Origin of the sequence: Pseudomonas sp. MF6396 (assembly GCF_002018915.1) — a bacterium.
GTDB lineage: Bacteria > Pseudomonadota > Gammaproteobacteria > Pseudomonadales > Pseudomonadaceae > Aquipseudomonas > Aquipseudomonas palmensis.
The window spans coordinates 84,998-103,559 of sequence record NZ_MVOK01000003.1; the positions used below are offsets into that span (position 1 = coordinate 84,998).

General features: G+C 64.8%; 17 protein-coding genes and 1 pseudogene. 10 read left to right on the top strand and 8 right to left on the bottom strand.

The annotated features are described in order from the left end of the window. Nucleotides 1-14 precede the first annotated feature (14 nt). Nucleotides 15-410: a peptide-methionine (R)-S-oxide reductase MsrB gene (gene msrB, locus MF6396_RS03720; protein WP_043862744.1), complete on the bottom strand. Its 396-nt coding sequence runs from the start codon at nucleotides 408-410 to the stop codon at nucleotides 15-17. Nucleotides 411-575: 165 nt separating this feature from the next. Between msrB and MF6396_RS03725 the strand changes: the two genes are divergently transcribed. Next, nucleotides 576-1,787 (top strand): pyridoxal phosphate-dependent aminotransferase, encoded by a 1,212-nt coding sequence (locus tag MF6396_RS03725; RefSeq protein WP_043862743.1) that lies wholly within the window; start codon nucleotides 576-578, stop codon nucleotides 1,785-1,787. A 203-nt stretch (nucleotides 1,788-1,990) separates the two neighbouring features. After that, complete coding sequence (htpX, locus tag MF6396_RS03730) at nucleotides 1,991-2,878, top strand: protease HtpX (protein ID WP_043862742.1); 888 nt, start codon at nucleotides 1,991-1,993, stop codon at nucleotides 2,876-2,878. A 51-nt stretch (nucleotides 2,879-2,929) separates the two neighbouring features. On the opposite strand, the gene MF6396_RS03735 is transcribed toward htpX, so the two are convergent. Continuing rightward, nucleotides 2,930-3,583, bottom strand: coding sequence for a thiopurine S-methyltransferase (locus tag MF6396_RS03735; protein ID WP_078479742.1), 654 nt, complete (start codon nucleotides 3,581-3,583; stop codon nucleotides 2,930-2,932). A gap of 105 nt (nucleotides 3,584-3,688) precedes the next feature. Here MF6396_RS03735 and MF6396_RS03740 point away from each other — a divergent pair, with 105 nt between their 5' ends. Further along, nucleotides 3,689-4,456, top strand: coding sequence for a DODA-type extradiol aromatic ring-opening family dioxygenase (locus MF6396_RS03740; protein ID WP_078479743.1), 768 nt, complete (start codon nucleotides 3,689-3,691; stop codon nucleotides 4,454-4,456). A 105-nt stretch (nucleotides 4,457-4,561) separates the two neighbouring features. On the opposite strand, the pseudogene MF6396_RS03745 reads toward MF6396_RS03740, so the two are convergent. Further along, nucleotides 4,562-6,263: pseudogene (locus tag MF6396_RS03745) on the bottom strand (DEAD/DEAH box helicase). Between the two features lie 322 nt (nucleotides 6,264-6,585). Beyond that, complete coding sequence (locus MF6396_RS03750; RefSeq protein ID WP_043862738.1) at nucleotides 6,586-7,341, bottom strand: spermidine synthase; 756 nt, start codon at nucleotides 7,339-7,341, stop codon at nucleotides 6,586-6,588. A gap of 128 nt (nucleotides 7,342-7,469) precedes the next feature. Between MF6396_RS03750 and MF6396_RS03755 the strand changes: the two genes are divergently transcribed. Beyond that, complete coding sequence (locus MF6396_RS03755; protein WP_054915827.1) at nucleotides 7,470-8,816, top strand: class II 3-deoxy-7-phosphoheptulonate synthase; 1,347 nt, start codon at nucleotides 7,470-7,472, stop codon at nucleotides 8,814-8,816. Between the two features lie 48 nt (nucleotides 8,817-8,864). On the opposite strand, the gene MF6396_RS03760 is transcribed toward MF6396_RS03755, so the two are convergent. Continuing rightward, nucleotides 8,865-9,614, bottom strand: coding sequence for a sulfite exporter TauE/SafE family protein (locus tag MF6396_RS03760; RefSeq protein WP_043862736.1), 750 nt, complete (start codon nucleotides 9,612-9,614; stop codon nucleotides 8,865-8,867). 105 nt (nucleotides 9,615-9,719) lie between these two features. On the opposite strand from MF6396_RS03760, the gene MF6396_RS03765 reads away from it, so the two are divergent. Together MF6396_RS03765 and MF6396_RS03770 are read left to right on the top strand one after the other, a co-directional pair. Continuing rightward, on the top strand, nucleotides 9,720-10,676 hold the full coding sequence (locus MF6396_RS03765; protein WP_054915829.1) for a LysR family transcriptional regulator: 957 nt from the start codon (nucleotides 9,720-9,722) through the stop codon (nucleotides 10,674-10,676). Between the two features lie 51 nt (nucleotides 10,677-10,727). Continuing rightward, nucleotides 10,728-11,186 (top strand): MarR family winged helix-turn-helix transcriptional regulator, encoded by a 459-nt coding sequence (locus MF6396_RS03770; protein WP_043862734.1) that lies wholly within the window; start codon nucleotides 10,728-10,730, stop codon nucleotides 11,184-11,186. A gap of 78 nt (nucleotides 11,187-11,264) precedes the next feature. Here the strand turns inward: MF6396_RS03770 and MF6396_RS03775 are convergent, their stop codons facing one another. Beyond that, nucleotides 11,265-11,837, bottom strand: a complete 573-nt coding sequence (locus tag MF6396_RS03775) for an elongation factor P (protein WP_043862733.1) — start codon at nucleotides 11,835-11,837, stop codon at nucleotides 11,265-11,267. Between the two features lie 48 nt (nucleotides 11,838-11,885). Beyond that, on the bottom strand, nucleotides 11,886-13,019 hold the full coding sequence (gene earP / locus MF6396_RS03780; protein WP_043862732.1) for an elongation factor P maturation arginine rhamnosyltransferase EarP: 1,134 nt from the start codon (nucleotides 13,017-13,019) through the stop codon (nucleotides 11,886-11,888). A gap of 137 nt (nucleotides 13,020-13,156) precedes the next feature. Between earP and MF6396_RS03785 the strand changes: the two genes are divergently transcribed. Then, nucleotides 13,157-13,549 (top strand): hypothetical protein, encoded by a 393-nt coding sequence (locus MF6396_RS03785; RefSeq protein ID WP_043862731.1) that lies wholly within the window; start codon nucleotides 13,157-13,159, stop codon nucleotides 13,547-13,549. Between the two features lies 1 nt (nucleotide 13,550). Next, nucleotides 13,551-14,033, top strand: a complete 483-nt coding sequence (locus MF6396_RS03790) for a GreA/GreB family elongation factor (RefSeq protein WP_043862730.1) — start codon at nucleotides 13,551-13,553, stop codon at nucleotides 14,031-14,033. A 38-nt stretch (nucleotides 14,034-14,071) separates the two neighbouring features. Here the strand turns inward: MF6396_RS03790 and MF6396_RS03795 are convergent, their stop codons facing one another. Beyond that, the gene (locus MF6396_RS03795) at nucleotides 14,072-14,959 is read right to left on the bottom strand and encodes a LysR family transcriptional regulator (protein ID WP_078479744.1); all 888 of its coding nucleotides are present in this window, start codon (nucleotides 14,957-14,959) and stop codon (nucleotides 14,072-14,074) included. 106 nt (nucleotides 14,960-15,065) lie between these two features. Between MF6396_RS03795 and MF6396_RS03800 the strand changes: the two genes are divergently transcribed. Beyond that, complete coding sequence (locus MF6396_RS03800; RefSeq protein WP_043862728.1) at nucleotides 15,066-16,256, top strand: MFS transporter; 1,191 nt, start codon at nucleotides 15,066-15,068, stop codon at nucleotides 16,254-16,256. Between the two features lie 103 nt (nucleotides 16,257-16,359). Further along, a complete protein-coding gene (locus tag MF6396_RS03805; RefSeq protein WP_078479745.1) occupies nucleotides 16,360-18,519 on the top strand; it encodes a TonB-dependent siderophore receptor in 2,160 nt (719 codons plus the stop codon). Nucleotides 18,520-18,562: the final 43 nt, after the last annotated feature.

Genomic DNA, 18,562 nt, shown 5'->3' on the forward strand with positions numbered 1-18,562 from the left:
TGCGTTCGGGTGGGTTACTGTCGCGGCACCAGGTCAAGGCACACCGAGTTGATGCAGTAGCGCAGACCGGTGGGCGGCGGGCCGTCGGGAAACACATGGCCCAGATGGGCATCGCAAGTGGCGCAGGTGACTTCGGTGCGAATCATGCCATGTGAGGTATCGCGGATCTCGACCATCGCGTTGTCGGCGATAGGCTCGTAGAAGCTGGGCCAGCCGCAGCCGGAGTCGAACTTGGCTCTGGAATCGAACAGCGGCTTGTTGCAGCAGATGCAATGGTAGACGCCATCGGTGCGGGTGCTGTTGTACTTGCCGCTGAACGGGCGCTCGGTGCCCTTCAGGCGGCACACGTTGTACTGCTCGGGGTCGAGCATCGCACGCCATTCTTCCAGAGTTTTCTCGATCTTTTCCATCACCAGGCCTCGCTGAATTAAAAACCCCGCACTGCGTCTTTTCGACAACGCGGGTGGCACGTATTATTGCGCCTCATCAGACGTCAGTCTGGCACCCGCGTTACACGCATTTCAAACGTTTTCACAGCGCAATGCGCGGCGATCTTTTCTAATCGGGATCACATCATGCAGGTCAGCAAATCGAACAAGCTCGCCAATGTCTGCTACGACATTCGCGGCCCGGTGCTCAAGCACGCCAAACGCCTGGAGGAGGAAGGCCACCGCATCCTCAAGCTGAACATCGGCAACCCGGCGCCCTTTGGTTTCGAGGCGCCCGACGAGATCCTCCAGGATGTGATCCGCAACCTGCCCACCGCCCAGGGCTACAGCGACTCCAAGGGCCTGTTCAGCGCGCGCAAGGCGGTGATGCAGTACTACCAGCAGAAGCAGGTCGAAGGTGTCGGCATCGAGGACATCTACCTGGGCAACGGCGTGTCCGAGCTGATCGTGATGTCGATGCAGGCCCTGCTCAACAACGGCGACGAGGTGCTGATCCCGGCCCCGGACTACCCGCTGTGGACCGCTGCGGTGAGCCTGGCCGGCGGCAACCCGGTGCACTACCTGTGCGACGAGCAGGCCGACTGGTTCCCCGACCTTGCCGACATCAAGGCCAAGATCACCCCCAACACCAAGGCCATGGTGATCATCAACCCGAACAACCCCACTGGCGCGGTGTACTCGCGCGAGCTGCTGCTGGGCATGCTGGAAATCGCCCGCCAACACAACCTGGTGGTGTTCTCCGACGAGATCTACGACAAGATCCTGTACGACGATGCCGTGCACATCTGCACCGCCTCGCTGGCCCCCGACCTGCTCTGCCTGACCTTCAACGGCCTGTCCAAGTCGTACCGGGTGGCGGGCTTCCGCTCCGGCTGGCTGGCGTTGTCCGGGCCCAAGCAGCACGCCCAGAGCTATATCGAAGGCATCGACATGCTGGCCAACATGCGCCTGTGCGCCAACGTGCCGAGCCAGCACGCCATCCAGACCGCACTGGGCGGCTACCAGAGCATCAATGACCTGGTGCTGCCGCCAGGTCGCCTGCTGGAGCAGCGCAACCGCACCTGGGAGCTGCTCAACGACATTCCAGGGGTCAGCTGCGTCAAGCCGATGGGCGCCCTGTATGCCTTCCCGCGCATCGACCCGAAGGTCTGCCCGATCTTCAACGACGAAAAGTTCGCCCTTGACCTGCTGCTGTCGGAAAAACTGCTGATCGTGCAAGGCACCGCCTTCAACTGGCCGTGGCCCGACCACTTCCGCGTCGTGACCCTGCCACGTGTCGATGACCTGGAGCAGGCGATCGGTCGCATCGGCAATTTCCTCAAGACCTACCAGCAGTAAGCCCGAATGCCTGCCTGCGCCAGCCCTGGCGCAGGCCACGGGCCAACCTCAAGCCTGCCGCTCTGGCTCGCGCACCTGGCATTCTCCGCGCCTGCCCGCACAAGTACACAGTTTGAAATAGTCGCCCGGTTGAATACACGGAGCGCGCACCTTATATACCCCGCATACGCAAGCTTTCTATCCGTCAGGAGAACGTAACAACCATGATGCGCATTTTGCTGTTTGTGGCCACCAACCTTGCGGTCGTGCTGATTGCCAGCATCACCCTGAGCCTGTTCGGCTTCAACGGGTTCATGGCGGCAAACGGGGTTGACCTCAAGCTCGACCAGTTGCTGATCTTCTGCGCTGTGTTCGGCTTTGCCGGCTCGCTGATCTCGCTGTTCATCTCCAAGTGGATGGCGAAGATGAGCACCGGTACCCAGATCATCACCCAGCCGCGCACCCACCATGAGCAATGGCTGCTGCAGACCGTCGAAGAGCTTTCCCGCCAGGCAGGCATCAAGATGCCCGAGGTGGGCGTCTTCCCGGCCTATGAGGCCAACGCCTTCGCTACCGGCTGGAATCGCAACGATGCGTTGGTCGCGGTCAGCCAGGGCCTGCTCGAGCGTTTCTCGCGTGATGAAGTACGCGCCGTGCTGGCCCACGAGATCGGCCACGTCGCCAACGGCGACATGGTGACCCTCGCGCTGGTACAGGGTGTGGTCAACACCTTCGTGATGTTCTTCGCACGCATCATCGGCAACTTCGTCGACAAGGTGATCTTCAAGAACGAAGAAGGCCAGGGCATTGCCTACTACATCGCGACCATCGTTGCCGAACTGGTCCTGGGTATCCTGGCCAGCATCATCGTCATGTGGTTCTCGCGAAAACGCGAGTTCCGCGCCGACGAAGCCGGCGCCCGCCTGGCCGGCACCAACGCGATGATCGGCGCGCTGCAGCGCCTGCGTTCTGAACAAGGCGTGCCTGTGCACATGCCTGACACCCTGAATGCCTTCGGCATCAATGGTGGCCTGAAGCAGGGCCTGGCAGGGCTGCTGATGAGCCACCCGCCGCTGGAAGATCGTATCGAAGCCCTGCGTCGTCGCGGCTAAGCGAGCAGCAGGCAAACAGGAAGGGCGACCCACGGGTTGCCCTTTTTCATTTCAGCGTTGCAGACGGTACACCCGCTCCACCAGCCGATCAGCACCCGCCTTGATGAACCTGGGGCTCTGCGCCAACACGTCGTCCTGCGCGGCGATCGCCAACTGCCACTGCTCGCCAAACAGGCGCTCGACCTCTTCATCGGGCACGGCAAAGGGCGGACCGTCAGTGACCGCCTGATCGTAGTCAAGAGTGATCAACAGGCCCTTGCAAGGCGACGGCAGGAGCTGCTGCAGATGCGCCACATACCGCTCGCGCATGGCAGGCGGCAAGGCGATGATCGCGGCACGGTCGTAAAGGCCCGCACAGCCCCGCACGTCACCCGCAGTCAGTGCGAAGAAATCGCCACACCACAACTCGATGCCCTCGCTGCGGTAGACCGTGAAGGCCCCCTGCTGCGAAACCTGCGGCTCCCGCTCATGCTCGGAAAAAAAGTCCTTCACCGCCCGCTCGGACAACTCCACCCCAAGCACGTCGTGGCCTTGCGCGGCCAGCCACGCCATGTCCAGGCTCTTGCCGCACAGCGGCACCAGTACACGGGCACCAGGCGCAATGCCCAGTGCGGGCCAATGCTGCTGCAGATACGGGTTGACCTGCTGCTGGTGAAAGCCGATCAGATCGTTCTCCCAGCGGTTGTGCCAGAACGCGGGCTGCATAACCTTACCTCGATAAATTCGATTAAATACCGCAAAAACTTATATTAGATTTAGATCAATGATCTGCCTGAAGATGGCTGCATATTAACCTTCAGGACCACCCCGATGCTGCCCAGCCTGTTTATCTCCCACGGCTCTCCCATGCTGGCACTGGAACCGGGTGCCAGCGGCCCGGCACTTGCGCGCCTGGCGGCGCAACTGCCGCGCCCCAGAGCGATTGTCGTGATGTCTGCGCACTGGGAAACCACCGAACTGCGCGTGACTAGCAACCCGCACCCACCCACCTGGCACGACTTCGGCGGCTTTCCGGCCGCATTGTATGCCGTGCAGTACCCAGCCCCCGGCGACCCACAGCTCGCCGAACAGGTAAGGCAACGGCTCAATGAAGCCGGGCTGCCCACAACACTCGACGCCAAGCGGCCTTTCGACCATGGCGCGTGGGTGCCCCTGTCGCTGATGTACCCGGCGGCGGACATACCGGTGGTGCAGGTATCACTGCCCAGCCAGCACGGCCCGGCGTACCAGCAACAGGTAGGCCAGGCACTGGCGGCCCTGCGCGAAGAAGGCGTGCTGCTGATCGGCTCCGGCAGCATTACCCACAACCTGCGCGAACTCGACTGGCATGCCGGCCCCGAGAGCGTAGAGCCCTGGGCACTGGCGTTTCGCGACTGGATAATCGACAAGCTGGCTGCGGGCGACACGCCGGCCCTGCATGACTATCGCCGGCAGGCGCCGTTTGCGGTGCGCAACCACCCGAGCGACGAGCACCTGCTGCCGCTGTACTTTGCCCGCGGCGCGGGCGAGCGGTTCGCGATCGAGCACCAGGGCTTTACCCTGGGAGCACTGGGAATGGATATCTATCGGTTCGACTGAGGCGGCAGCCCTTTCCCCGGCAAGGCCGGCCCCTACAAGCGAAACAGGCCGCCCAGGCAAAAAAAATCCCCGAACCAGTCGGGGATTTTTCATTTCACTCGAAGATCAATCTTCGCGATAACGACGCAGCTTCAGCTGCTTGCCGGCAACGCGAGTGTCCTTGAGCTTGGTCAGCAGCTTCTCGAGGCCATCTTCCGGCAGCTCGACCAGGCTGAAGCTGTCGCGCACCTGGATGCGACCGATCGCTTCGCGGGCCAGGCCGCCTTCGTTGAGGATCGCACCCAGCAGGTTCTTGGCCGCGATACCGTCACGCGCACCCAGCGCGGTACGGCAACGTGCACGACCTTCACCCAGTGGCATCGGCGCGCGACGCTCACGCTCGCCACGCTCGGAGCGCTCACCGGCAGGACGATCACCACGCGGGGCCGAAGTCGGCACCAGCGGCTGCTCTTTCTCGACGGCTTCCAGGGTCAGCGCCTGGCCATTGGTGGCCTTGCGCAGCAGGGCCGCGGCCAGGGCACGCGGGCTGCAACCGATGTCGGCAGTCAGGCGGTCGAGCAGATCACCGTGGGTAGCTTCTGCATCGGCAACCAGCGGCGCGAGGCTGTTGGTGAGCTTCTTGATGCGCGCGTCCAGTACGGCCTGGGCGTTGGGCAGACGAACTTCGGCAACCTTCTGGCCGGTCACACGCTCGATCACCTGCAGCATGCGGCGCTCACGCGGGGTGACCAGCAGCAGTGCACGACCTTCGCGACCGGCACGGCCGGTACGGCCGATACGGTGAACGTAGGACTCCGGATCGTACGGCATGTCGACGTTGAACACGTGGGTGATGCGCGGTACGTCCAGACCACGGGCAGCGACGTCGGTAGCGACGACGATGTCCAGGCGACCATCCTTGAGCGAGTCGATGACGCGCTCACGCTGGTTCTGGGCGATGTCACCGTTGAGCGCGGCAGCCTTGTAGCCTTTGGCTTCCAGGGCGCTGGCCAGGTCCAGGGTGGCTTGCTTGGTACGTACGAAGGCGATCAGTGCATCGAACTCTTCGACTTCCAGCAGGCGCAGTACCGCCGAGACCTTCTGGTCGGCGTGGACCATCAGGTGTGCCTGCTCGATGGCAGTCACGGTCTGGGTCTTGGTCTGGATCTTGACGTGTTTCGGGTCACGCAGGTGACGCTCGGCGATCGCACGGATCGACTGCGGCAGGGTGGCCGAGAACAGTACGGTCTGGCGGGTTTCCGGCATGGCCTTGAAGATGACTTCCAGGTCGTCCATGAAGCCCAGCTTGAGCATTTCGTCAGCTTCGTCGAGCACCAGGTGATTGACGGTAGCCAGCACCTTCTCGTCGCGACGCAGGTGGTCGCACAGACGGCCAGGGGTAGCGACGACGATCTGCGCGCCGTTACGGATTGCTTTGAGTTGTGGGCCCATCGGGGCACCACCGTATACCGCTACCACGGTAACGCCCGGCATCTGCTTGGCGTAGGTTTCGAATGCGGTAGCTACTTGCAGCGCCAACTCACGGGTTGGCGCCAGGATCAGGGCTTGCGGCTCGCGCTTGCTCGGGTCGATGCGGTGCAGGATTGGCAGAGCGAAGGCAGCGGTTTTACCGGTACCTGTCTGCGCCTGACCGATCATGTCATGACCGGCAAGAATAATCGGGATCGATTGCTGCTGAATGGCCGATGGCTCTTCGTAGCCAGTGGCGATAACGGCGGCAACAATACTTGGATGAAGATCGAGAGCGGCGAAGCCGCCGGTTTCCTGGGTCATGGGTCTGCCTCTAAGTGCATCCGCAAAGACCCATGCTCCAAAGCTGCACATGCCTTGTAAGACCCGAAGGTCACCCTGGCAGCTTTGTCGGCGGGGATTTGCGAAAACGATTGAAGAAAAAAAGGAACGTCAAGGCAGAGTCCGCGGTGCGGACGCGCAGCCGAAGCTGGCTTCGGGGAATTGCACTACCTGAACGAGGTCCGGTAAAAGACCGGCGCGTACTATACCCGATTTCCTGCATAGCGTGAGACTTTTTTACAGGGAAGAGAAGCCCGGAGGCCTCGAATCGACAGCCCTTGCCGATGATCGAGGCCCACGCGTCTGTTGGCGGCGCGGCCGGAGCTGAAACGATTTATTCAAGATGCCGGTCGGATCACCTCGATCAGGCGCTGCAGGGAGTAGCCCAGGCGCGGTTCAAGAGCCCGGGCGCGCGCGGTGAGCGCCTCCCGGTCGAGGGTCTGGTCGAGGTCGGCGGGCACCAGCAGGATGACGTTGCCCTCCTTCACCGGCAGCTCCCAGTAATGGCGGTGATACAGCCCGCGCAACAGCGCAGCGCCCAGCGGCTTGCCGTCATCGGTGGCCCACTGGTTGATGACCAGCCAGCCGCCGGGGTTCAGGCGCTTCTGGCAGTCTTCGAGAAACTTCCAGGCCAGGTGGCCGACGCCGGGCCCGTGGTCGGTGTAGAGGTCGACGAAGATCAGGTCGGCAGGCTCGGCCGTCTCCAGCAGCTCGACCGCATCACCCACGCGGATGTACAGGCGCGGATCATCGTCCAGCCCCAGGTACTCGATGGCCAGGCGCGGCACCTCGGGACGCAGCTCGATGGCCTCCACGTCCTCCAGGGGCAGGAACTTCAGGCAGGCCTGGGTCAGGGTACCGGCACCCAGGCCGAGAAACAGCGCACTTTCAGGCTCGCAGTGGCACAGCGCGCCCACCAGCATGGCGCGGGTATAGTCGTACTCCAGCCAGCTCGGGTCGGCAGTGAATACGCAGCTCTGCTCGATGGCCTCGCCAAACTCGAGAAAGCGGTAGTCCTCGACTTCCAGCACGCTGATGGTGCCGAACTCGTCGTGCACCTGCGCCAGCAGCCGCTCTACCCGTTCCTCTGTCATGCTCTCTCCCGACACCTGCATGTGCCCAAGCAAAAACGACCATTGTCCGTCAATACAGGCGATGCAACAAGGCAGGGTCCAGGTGTTAGCATGTTCACAGCCCTTTTCCGATAGAAACCGAGCCTGTGATGAGCCAACCCTGGAGTCCCGATAGCTGGCGTGCCCTGCCGATCCAGCAGCAACCGCACTACCCCGATGCAGCGCACCTGCTCAAGGTCGAGCAGACCCTGGCCAGCTACCCGCCGCTGGTGTTCGCCGGCGAGGCGCGCGAGCTGCGCCGCCAGTTCGCCGAAGTGACCGAAGGCCGTGCCTTCCTGCTGCAGGGCGGCGATTGCGCCGAAAGCTTTGCCGAGTTCTCGGCAGCGAAAATCCGCGACACCTTCAAGGTGCTGCTGCAGATGGCCATCGTCATGACCTTTGCCGCCGGCTGCCCGGTGGTCAAGGTGGGGCGCATGGCCGGGCAGTTCGCCAAGCCGCGCTCGTCCAATGACGAAACCATCGGCGAGGTGACCCTGCCGGCCTACCGGGGCGACATCGTCAACGGCATCGGCTTCGACCCTGCCAGCCGCGTGCCCGACCCGGAGCGCCTGCTGCAGGCCTATCACCAGTCCACCGCCAGCCTCAACCTGCTGCGCGCCTTCGCCCAGGGTGGTTTCGCCGACCTGCACCAGGTGCACAAGTGGAACCTGGACTTCATCGCCAACTCGGCGCTGGCCGAAAAGTACAGCCAGCTGGCCGACCGCATCGACGAAACCCTGGCCTTCATGCGCGCCTGCGGCATGGACAGCTCGCCGCAACTGCGCGAAACCAGCTTTTTCACCGCGCACGAGGCGCTGCTGCTCAACTACGAGGAAGCCTTCGTGCGGCGCGACAGCCTGACCGGCGACTACTTCGACTGCTCGGCGCACATGCTCTGGATCGGTGATCGCACCCGTCAGCTGGACGGCGCCCACGTGGAGTTCCTGCGCGGGGTGAACAACCCGATCGGGGTCAAGGTGGGCCCGAGCATGAACACCGAGGAGCTGATCCGCCTGATCGACATCCTCAACCCGGCCAACGACCCGGGCCGGCTCAACCTGATCGTGCGCATGGGGGCCAACAAGGTCGGCGAGCACCTGCCGGGGCTGATCCGCAGCGTCGAGCGCGAGGGGCGCAAGGTGCTGTGGAGCTCCGACCCGATGCACGGCAATACCATCAAGGCCAGCAGCGGCTACAAGACCCGCGATTTCGCGCAGATCCTGGGCGAGGTCAAGCAGTTCTTCCAGGTGCACCAGGCCGAAGGCAGCCATGCCGGTGGCATTCACATCGAGATGACCGGTCAGAACGTCACCGAATGCATCGGCGGCGCCCGGCCGATCACCGAAGACGCGCTGTCGGACCGTTACCACACCCACTGCGACCCGCGCATGAACGCCGACCAGTCGCTGGAGCTGGCGTTCCTGATCGCCGAAACGCTCAAGCAGGTACGGCGCTGACACCTGCACGGCCCTCGACGGCCGTGCCGGCTCGACCCGCGGCGGGCTTCAGACCCTGAAGCCCAGCATCAACGCACACACCACCAGAAACACACAGAACAACGAGCGCAGGACCTTTTCCGGCAGCGCATGGGCCAGCTTCACGCCCCAGCTGATACTCAGCAAGCCGCCCAGTGCCAGCGCGATGCCCATGTTCCAGTCCACATGCTGGTGCAGCCCGTAGGTCAGCAGCGTGACCGAGGTACTGGGCGCCGCCAGTGCCAGCGACAGGCCCTGGGCAACCACCTGGGTGGTGCCGAACACACTGGTCAGCACCGGTGTGGCGACCACCGCGCCCCCTACACCGAACAGCCCGCCGACCACACCGGCACCCCCGCCCAGCACACCCAGCCAGGGCCAGGGCTGGCGCAACTCGGTCGAAGGCGGCGCGTTGCGAGTGAACATGCGCACCAGGTTCCACACCGTCAGCGCCACCAGAAACACCACGAAGCCGACGCGCATGGCCTGTGCATCCAACCCCACTGCCCAGATCGAGCCGAGCCAGGCGAACACGAAGCCGGCCAGCGACAAGGGCAATGCATGACGCAGCTCGATGCGATTGCGCTGGTGATAGCGCCACAGCGCCAGCAACACGTTCGGCACCACCATCACCAGCGCGGTGCCCTGGGCCAGTTGCTGGTCAAGGCCGAACAGCACGCCCAGCACGGGGATCGCGATCAGGCCGCCGCCGATCCCGAACAGCCCGCCCAGGGTACCCAGCCCTGCTCCCAATACGATGTACATCAACCACTCGACCATGTTCGCCTCTCTGCTCTGCAATAGCGCCATGCTACCGATGGCGGGCTAGCGGGGAAACGCACAGCAACGCACAATGGCTGTGCCCAATTCGCACAAGCAATTACCATGACCCCGGACGCCCTCACCCAACACCTGAGCCTGTTTCTCGATGTGCTCGAAAGCGGCAGCTTTTCTGCCGCAGCGCGACGCCACCCGCTGACCCCTTCGGCGGTGGCCCGACGCATCGATACCCTGGAGGCCGCCGTGGGCAGCCGCCTGTTCGTGCGCAGCACCCATGCGGTACGCCCCACGCCCGCCGGCAATGCATTCGCCGAACGCGCCCGGCGTATCGTCGAAGAGCTGCGTCTGGCCCGCGCCGAGGCCGTGTCGCTGAGCAATGCACCGGAGGGCCTGATCCGCATCGATGCGCCTTCGGCGTTCGGCCGCCGCCACCTGGCACCGGCCATCGCCGATTTTCTGGTGGCGTACCCGGGCCTGGATGTACAACTGCGCCTGATCGACAGCTTCGTCGACCTGCAGGGCGCGCACCTGGGCGAAGTCGACCTGGTGCTGCGTGCAGGCCCTCTGGCCGATACCCGGCTGGTGGCAACACCGCTGGCGTACATGGTGCGCATTGCCTGCGCCAGCCCCGCCTACCTGCAGGCCCGCGGCGTGCCTGCCAGCCCCTGCGACCTGCCAGAGCACGACGGGCTGGACTGGGATGGCCTGGCCCCACCCTTCGCCTGGCGCTTCGCGGTGGACGGGCAGATGCGTCTGCTGCGCCCCTCGCGCATGCGCATGAGCGCCAACAACGCCGAGACCCTGCTGTTCGGCGCCCTGGCGGGCCTGGGCATCGCGCACCTGCCCACCTGGCTGATCAGCGAGTACCTGCTGCGCGGCGACCTGCTGCCGCTGTTCTGCGAGAACGGGCTGCCCCCGGCCGAAACCAGCGGTGTCTATGCATTGCGCCTTGAACATGAAACGAACTCTCGCAGCCGTTTGCTGCTCGAATTCCTCAAGAGCCGCTTCAGCCCCATCCCCCCCTGGGACCTGGCACTGCAGAGCGAGCTGCGCTGGCAATAGCGCGCATAGCATGCGCGCCACCATTTCAAGGACCAGATAGAAAGGAGCCGCATGAACGCCACCTCCAAAGCGCCCGTTTACGATGAGCTGCTGCTCGACAATCAGGTGTGCTTCGCCCTGCACTCCACGTCACTGCTCATGACCAAGGTGTACAAGCCACTGCTGCAGGCACTGGGCCTGACCTACCCGCAGTACCTGGCCATGCTGGTGCTATGGGAGCAGGACGGGCTGACCGTCGGCGAAATCAGCCATCGCCTGCTGACCGACCCCGGCTCGCTCACACCCCTGCTCAAGCGCCTGGAAGCCGAAGGCCTGCTCAAGCGCACCCGCAGCCGCGAGGACGAGCGCGTGGTGATCGTGCAACTGACTGCCCAGGGGCGTGCCCTGCAAGCGCAGGCACGCTCGATCCCGCCGTGCATCCTGGGCGCCAGCGGCCACTCGCTGGAGCGCCTGCAACGCTTGCAGGCCGAGCTGCTGGCGCTGCGCGACAACCTGCAGAACAGCCTCTGACGGCGCCGCAGCCGCGCACGCAGGGCATAAAAAAACCCGGCCTTGGCCGGGTTTTCGTGTTCGCGCAGATCGCCAGGTTTAAACCTTGGCGCGGCCCTTGTAGGAGCCACCTTCGCGGGTGTCGATCTCGATCCAGTCACCGATCTCGATGAAGTCGGCAACCGACAGCTCGGTACCGTTCTTCAGTTTGGCAGGCTTCATGACCTTGCCGGAGGTATCGCCACGGGCGGAACCTTCGGTGTAGTCGACCTGACGCACGATAGTGGTCGGCAGCTCTACGGAAACCAGGCGGTCTTCGAAGAATACGGCTTCGCACACATCGGTCATGCCTTCTTCAACGAAAGGCAGAACGCTTTCGATGTCTTCGGCGTTCAGCTCGTACATGGTGTAGTCGGTGGTGTCCATGAACGTGTAGGTGTCGCCGCTGATGAAGGACAGGGTCGCTTCTTTGCGGTCGAGGATCACGTCGTCCAGCTTGTCGTCGGCGCTGTAGACGGTTTCGGTCTTGTAGCCGGTCAGCAGGTTTTTCAGCTTGGTCTTCATGATCGCGCTGTTACGGCCCGATTTGGTGAATTCAGCTTTCTGAACCAGCCAAGGGTCGTTGTCGATACGGATCACGGTACCGGGTTTCAGCTCTTTACCAGTTTTCATTGCGAGATATCCGAATTTGGATGGATTTACAAAAATCGAGGCCGCATATCATAGCGAATTTCGACAAAACTGTACCAGCGCCGTGGCAAGGTCCGGCTGAGCGGCCTGCGCGGCGCACCAGCGCTCGGCGTGGGCGCTCAGTTCCGGCCAGTGCGCCAGCAGCTCGCGCCACGCCTGGCCCATGTCGCGATCCATGTTCCAGGCCCGCCACAGCGCCACCAGCGCGGCGGCTGCCGGGGCCGACAGGCCCTGGGTGTAATGGTCCAGAAAGGCCTCGAGCTTTTCCCAGTGGGCGTACTCTTCCTGCACATAGATATGCCACAGCAGTGGCCGCCCGGCCCACTGAGCACGCACGAACGAGTCCTCGCCGCGCACCGCATTGAACTCGCAGCACCACAGCAGCCGATCATAGTCATCCTGGCTGACGAAGGGCAGGATCTGCACCGTCAGCGCCCCACGCTGCGTCACACTGCCCACCCCCAGCCCGCTCTCGCCCAGCCAGGCCTGCACATCCCCCAGGATGCGCCCCTCGGGCACCAGCAGGTGACTGGGGCGGGTGTCGGCGGCCAGCACATCGAGCCAACTGGCCAGGCCCGGGTTCTCATAGGCGAACAACGAGATCAGCCGTGCACCCTCATGCACCCTCACGCCCAGGCCGCGCAGGAATGCCTGACGGGCCTGCGGGTCGTCTTCGAACGCCTTGCGCCGCGTCAGCAACGTGGCTTCGCGCAGCAACCCGCCGGTACCGGGCGTGAACCCCGGAAAGAAGAACACCTTGCGCAGACCATTGGCCTGGGGCGACGGCAGGCCGTGGCAGCCTTCCACCCAGCCCTCGGCGCTCAGGTACTCCAGGTTCAGCCACACTGCCGGCACGGTGCGGTCCTGCATGGCCTGGACATAGGCCGCTGGCAAGTGGCAGCCGAAGGCGCCGATCACCACGTCCGGCACTGCCGTCGGCTGCCAGTCGGCCGGCCACAGGCACACCTCGACGCCTTGCTGCCATTGCTGCCGGGCCTGGGCGTCCGCCTCGGGGCACAGGCGCACGAAGGCCGCCAGTTCATCCACCCACAGGCGCACCGCCACGTCGTGTTCGGCCACCAGTTGCCGGGCCAGGCGCCAGGTGACGCCGATGTCGCCATAGTTGTCGACGACGCAACAGAAGATATCCCAGGTCGGTTTCATGGCAGGCACCTCACGTTGAGCCGGAAACAAAAAGCGCCGATTGTCCGGGTTAATCATTGCAGACAACAGTAGCGAGGCTGAATAAAACCCGCGCTGCATGCGACAATCGCCGCCATTGTCCTGGCCAGGAGGCTGCCATGTCGTACCGTGCGCGTCGCCGTGAACTGAAAATTTCGCAAAACCCGCTGCAACTGATCCTGTGCGTGGCCATCGGCCTGTGGCTGGGCTTCGTTGCCATCATGCTGACCCTGTGGCTGGGCTGGCAGTACCTGCCCGACCTGCGCCAGCCCCTGCACGAGGTGATCGCCCCGCCCGCGCCGGCCGTGGCGCCGCAGCAGTCGCCGGAGCAGAACCGCATGTTCGAGCAGTACAAGCAGATCCTGCACGATCAGGCGGTGCAGCAGGCCGAGGAGCAGGCCCAGGGCAGCCCGCGCAACCTGTCCAACCCCAGATGCCAGTTCTGGCTGCAACAGAACCGTACCGCCCCCACCGAGAAAAGCCGCGCCAATGTCCTTGAGTTCTGCAACTGAGATGAACAAGACCGACCTGCTGGCGCGCATCATCGAGCGCCTGGGCGTCGACCTCGACGTGGCGCAACGTGCTGCGCAGACCGCGTATGAGGCGGCCACTGCCGAGGAGAACATCGCCGAGAACAAGTACGACACCCTCGGCCTGGAAGCCTCGTACCTGGCCACCGGGCAGGCCCGGCGCATGGAGGAGATTCGCCAGGCACGGCTGGCGTACCAGCAACTGACCCTGCGCGACTACGACCCCGAGGCCGGCGTGCAACTGAGCAACCTGGTGCTGCTGGCCGACGAACAGGATCGCCAGCAGCGCGTGTTCCTGGGGCCGGAAGCGGCAGGGCTGAAAATCGGCGAAGGGCAGGCGCTGATCACGGTGATCACCCCGCGCTCACCTTTGGGGCAAAGCCTGATGGGCAAGCTCGAGGGCGACGAGGTGGTGCTGGTACTGGGCAATGGGCGCCAGGTCTACGAACTGGTGGAAGTGCTCTGAAGCACTTCGCTGGCTTGCCAGCGAAGTGGCCTCCACGGCTAACAGCTTGCCCTTGCCGCCAGGTTCTGCTCCAGCAACTGGACGAAGGCCCGCGCCGCCGGCGTCGGGGTGGTCGACCAGATCGCGTACAGGTGGCGCACCGGGGCATCGCACACCGGTACTGCGGCAACGCCCTTGAAGCCTGCGGCGATCCTTGCCGGTACCAGCCCCAGGGCCAGGCCACGCTGCACGAACTTCTCGATCAGGCCGATACTGCCCACCTCGAACTGCACCCGATGACGCACCCCTGCGGCGGCAAATGCCTCGTCGGTCTGTCGACGCGCGCCGCTGCCAGCCTGGAAGTCCACCAGGGGCTGGTCTTCCAGTTGCTCCAGCGCCAGACGCCCGATGCCTGCCAGCGGGTGCTGCAGCGGCAGCACCGCCACCAGCTCCTCGGCCGCCAGCAGGCGCGACGCCACCCCCGCCAGCGGCTCCCCCGGCCAGACGCCGATGAACGCCACATCCAGGCGCCGTTCGCGCACATCGGCAATCAGCAGCTCGCTCTTGCCGATCAGCCAGCGAATGTCCACCTGCGGGTACTGCCCGTGAAAACCGGCCAGCAGGTCCACCAGGTCCAGCTCGGTCAGCGAGCTGATCTCGCCGATGGACAAGCGCCCGCGCACTTCGCCACAGGCTGCGGCCACGTCCTCGGCGATGCGCCGGGTGGCCTCCAGCGCCGTGCGTGCGCTGAGCACGAAGGCTTCGCCGGCAGGTGTAAGGCGCACCCGGCGCGAGCTGCGCTCGAACAGCAAGGTGCCCAGTTGCGACTCCAGGCGCGCCACCTGATGACTCAAAGCCGACTGCACCACATGACAACGTTCGGCCGCACGGGTGAAACTACCGGTATCGGCCACCGCCAGCGCGTATTCGATCTGCTTGAGGTTCATCTTTCCATCTGTACAAGAGATTGATGGGATCTAAACGATTCATTGGCGTCATGCTAGCGCATTTTTGATAATGCACTCCCCTTCCCCCCTGACAACGAGACGGTCCATGGCCCCCGCCACAACTCACCTGAGCCGCGCCCTGATTCTGCTGATGGCCACCGCCACCGGCCTGGCCGTGGCCAGCAACTACTATGCGCAGCCCTTGCTGCACAGCATCGCTCAGCATTTCGGCCTGACCACCGCCACCGCCGGCAGCATCGTGATTGCCGCCCAGCTGAGCTACGGCGCCGGCCTGCTGCTGCTGGCGCCGCTGGGTGACCTGTTCGAACAACGCCGCCTGATCGTCAGCATGATCGCCATCGCCACGGTCGGCCTGCTGATCAGCGCCTTCGCCCCCAGCCTGATGTGGCTGCTGATCGGCACCACCCTGACCGGACTGTTCTCGGTGGTGGCGCAGGTACTGGTGCCGATGGCCGCCGGCCTGAGCGACCCGTCCGAGCGCGGGCGAGTGGTCGGCACGCTGATGAGCGGCCTGCTGCTGGGCATTCTGCTGGCGCGCACCGCTGCCGGGTTCATGGCGACCCTGGGTGACTGGCGCAGCATCTACCTGCTGGCCGCTGCGCTCATGGCCCTGAGCGCCATCGCCCTGGCCAGGGCCCTGCCCGAGCGCCACCAGCACGCCGGGCTCAAGTACCCCGCACTGATCGGTTCGGTGTTCCGCCTGTTCGTGGATGAGCCGGTGCTGCGCCTGCGCTCGTTGCTGGGGCTGCTGTCGTTCTGCCTGTTCGCGCTGTTCTGGACACCCCTGGCGTTTCTGCTGGCAGCCGAGCCTTACCACTACTCCGATGCGGTGATCGGGCTGTTCGGCCTGGCCGGTGCTGCCGGCGCCCTGGCCGCCAACTGGGCCGGGCGCCTGGCCGACCGCGGCAAGGGCTCGCTGGGCACCACCGTGGGGCTGCTGGCCCTGGTGCTGGCCTGGGTACCGCTGGCCTTCGCCCAGGTGTCGCTCGCCGCCCTGCTGATTGGCGTGCTGGTGCTCGACCTGGCGGTACAGCTGGTGCACGTGAGCAACCAGAACGCGGTGATCGCCCTGCGCCCCGAGGCGCGCAACCGACTCAATGCCGGGTACATCACCTGCTACTTCATCGGTGGCGCACTGGGCTCGCTGCTGGGTACGCAGTTGTTCCAGGCCCACGGCTGGAACGGCATCGTGGTGGCGGGGCTGGTGATCGGCGGCGTGGCGCTGGTGGTGTGGCTGTGGGTGGAGCGCCGCTCGGCTCAGGTGAAGGCCGCGTAACGGCGTTCGCCAGCAAGGCTGGCTCCTACCCGCAGGCCCCCTTCAGGTAACATGGCGCCCCGCCTGCCGGCGCGCCTGTTGCTGGCCCTCAAGGAACCTGCGCATGACCCTGCACCACCCTCGCCTGCCCCTGGGGCTGCTGAGCCTCGGCCTGGCCCTGAGCTCGTCCACCACCCTGGCCGACAGCGGCATCACCCTCGCGCCCCTGAACGTGTCCGATGTGCTCGAGGACGGCTACCAGCCGCGCCAGGCCTCGGTGGCCGGCTTTGGCGCGGCGCCGCTGCCCGACACCCCCGCCTCGGTGTCGGTGTTCACCGAACAGTTGCTGCAGGACCGCCAGGTGCACCTGCTCAGCGAGGTGCTGCAAAGCGATGCCTCGGTCGGCGAGAGCTATGCGCCCATCGGCTACTACGAGAACTTCAACGTGCGCGGCTTCGAACTGGACGCCGCCCACAGCTACACCATCAACGGCCAGACCATCGCCGGCGAGCAGAACGTGGCGCTGGAGAACAAGCAGCAGGTCGAGTTGCTCAAGGGGCTGTCGGGCCTGCAAAGCGGAGCAGCCGAACCCGGCGGGCTGATCAACTATGTGACCAAGCGCCCGCAGGACATCCGTTCGCTCACGGTATCGAGCACGGCCCTGGGCGAGCGCTACATCGCCACCGACCTGGGCGGCTGGTTTGGCAGCGAACGCCAGTTCGGCCTGCGCGCAAACCTGGCCCATGAAGATATCCGCTCCTACGTCGACCATGCCGACGGCCAGCGCGACTTCGCTTCGCTGGCCTTCGACTGGCAAGTGAACCCGGATGCGCTGCTGCAACTGGATGTCGAGTACCAGCAGCGCGAGCAGCGCTCGGTGCCCGGCTACCAGTTGCTCGGCGGCAACCGCCTGCCCCACGGCATCGACCCCGACGATCGCCTGGCCTATCAGCACTGGGCCAAGCCGGTGCAGATCGACTCGCTGAACCTGGGCGGTCGCTTCGAATACCGCTTCAGCGACACCTGGACCGGCAGCGTGAGCGCTTCGCGCAGCCGCGTGGTGATCGACGACTACAGCGCGTTCGCCTGGGGTTGCTACGGCGCCGCCAGCTGCGCAGGCTCGAAGGTGCCGAACTACTTCAGCCCCGAGGGCGACTACGACATCTACGACTACCGCAGCCCGGACGATACCCGGCGCACCGACGAGGCACAGGTCACCCTCAACGGCCAGTTTGCCCTGGCGGGCCTGGAGCACGAGCTGACGGTCGGCAGCAGCGCGCAACGGCGCACTGTCGACCAGCGACCGACGTTCAACGAGTGGATCGGCAGCGGCAACATCTACCAGCCTACGCCGGCACTGGAGCCCTTCGACGGCAGCCCGGGCCACCGCGAACGCCGCCTCGACAGCCGCCAGTACGGCCTGTTCGCCAGCGACCGGATCAGCTTCGACGAACACTGGCAGACGGTACTCGGTGCGCGCGTTGTACGCCTGGACGAGCAGGCCTTTGGTGAAGATGGGAACCTGCGCCGGCATACCCGGCAATATGAACTGCTGCCCAACGCCGCGCTGATCTACAAGCCGCGCGCGGACATTTCGCTGTACGCCAGCTACAGCAAGGGGTTGTCGTCGGGCAATGCCGCGCCGTGGTTCGCGCTCAACAGCCAGGACATCCTGGCCCCCACCACGTCACGCCAGCTCGAACTGGGTATCAAGCGTGAATGGCAGCGCATGAGCCTGAGCGCGGCGCTGTTCCAGCTGCGCCAGGGGTATCAGTATGCCCAGCCGGACGGCAGCGGTGACTTCACCTACGTGCAGCAGGGGCAGCAGAAGAACACCGGCCTGGAGCTGGCGGCCAGCGGCTGGGTAACGTCGAACCTGCAGATCAACGCCAGTGCCGCGGCCATTCGTGCACGGGTCGGCGGCAGCGGCACGCGGGCGTACGACGACCATCAGGCGCTGAACGTGCCGAATCTGCGCGCGGCGCTGCAGGCCGACTACAGCCTCCCGGGAGTACCGGGGTTGGCGCTGCTGGGTGGGGCGCGCTACAGCGCGAGCAAGTATGCCAACCAGGCAGGTACGGTGGCGGTGGGTGGCTATGCGGTGTTCGACATTGGCAGCCGCTATCGCACGCGCATCGGCGGGTATGACACGGTGCTGCGCCTGACAGTGGATAACGTGTTCGATCGGCGCTACTGGAGGGACGCGGGGGAGTATCTGGGCGACGGCTACCTGTTTCAGGGCGCGCCGCGAACTGCGCGGGTGTCGGCTGCTGTGAGCTTCTGAGAATGCGTTCGCCGGCAAGGCCGGCTCCTGCACAGGCGTTCGC

Coding starts and splice junctions, on each gene's coding strand:
- msrB (WP_043862744.1), bottom strand. CDS start 410: ATGGAAAAGATCGAGAAAACTCTGGAAGAATGGCGTGCGATGCTCGAC.
- MF6396_RS03725 (WP_043862743.1), top strand. CDS start 576: ATGCAGGTCAGCAAATCGAACAAGCTCGCCAATGTCTGCTACGACATT.
- htpX (WP_043862742.1), top strand. CDS start 1,991: ATGATGCGCATTTTGCTGTTTGTGGCCACCAACCTTGCGGTCGTGCTG.
- MF6396_RS03735 (WP_078479742.1), bottom strand. CDS start 3,583: ATGCAGCCCGCGTTCTGGCACAACCGCTGGGAGAACGATCTGATCGGC.
- MF6396_RS03740 (WP_078479743.1), top strand. CDS start 3,689: ATGCTGCCCAGCCTGTTTATCTCCCACGGCTCTCCCATGCTGGCACTG.
- MF6396_RS03750 (WP_043862738.1), bottom strand. CDS start 7,341: ATGACAGAGGAACGGGTAGAGCGGCTGCTGGCGCAGGTGCACGACGAG.
- MF6396_RS03755 (WP_054915827.1), top strand. CDS start 7,470: ATGAGCCAACCCTGGAGTCCCGATAGCTGGCGTGCCCTGCCGATCCAG.
- MF6396_RS03760 (WP_043862736.1), bottom strand. CDS start 9,614: ATGGTCGAGTGGTTGATGTACATCGTATTGGGAGCAGGGCTGGGTACC.
- MF6396_RS03765 (WP_054915829.1), top strand. CDS start 9,720: ATGACCCCGGACGCCCTCACCCAACACCTGAGCCTGTTTCTCGATGTG.
- MF6396_RS03770 (WP_043862734.1), top strand. CDS start 10,728: ATGAACGCCACCTCCAAAGCGCCCGTTTACGATGAGCTGCTGCTCGAC.
- MF6396_RS03775 (WP_043862733.1), bottom strand. CDS start 11,837: ATGAAAACTGGTAAAGAGCTGAAACCCGGTACCGTGATCCGTATCGAC.
- earP (WP_043862732.1), bottom strand. CDS start 13,019: ATGAAACCGACCTGGGATATCTTCTGTTGCGTCGTCGACAACTATGGC.
- MF6396_RS03785 (WP_043862731.1), top strand. CDS start 13,157: ATGTCGTACCGTGCGCGTCGCCGTGAACTGAAAATTTCGCAAAACCCG.
- MF6396_RS03790 (WP_043862730.1), top strand. CDS start 13,551: ATGAACAAGACCGACCTGCTGGCGCGCATCATCGAGCGCCTGGGCGTC.
- MF6396_RS03795 (WP_078479744.1), bottom strand. CDS start 14,959: ATGAACCTCAAGCAGATCGAATACGCGCTGGCGGTGGCCGATACCGGT.
- MF6396_RS03800 (WP_043862728.1), top strand. CDS start 15,066: ATGGCCCCCGCCACAACTCACCTGAGCCGCGCCCTGATTCTGCTGATG.
- MF6396_RS03805 (WP_078479745.1), top strand. CDS start 16,360: ATGACCCTGCACCACCCTCGCCTGCCCCTGGGGCTGCTGAGCCTCGGC.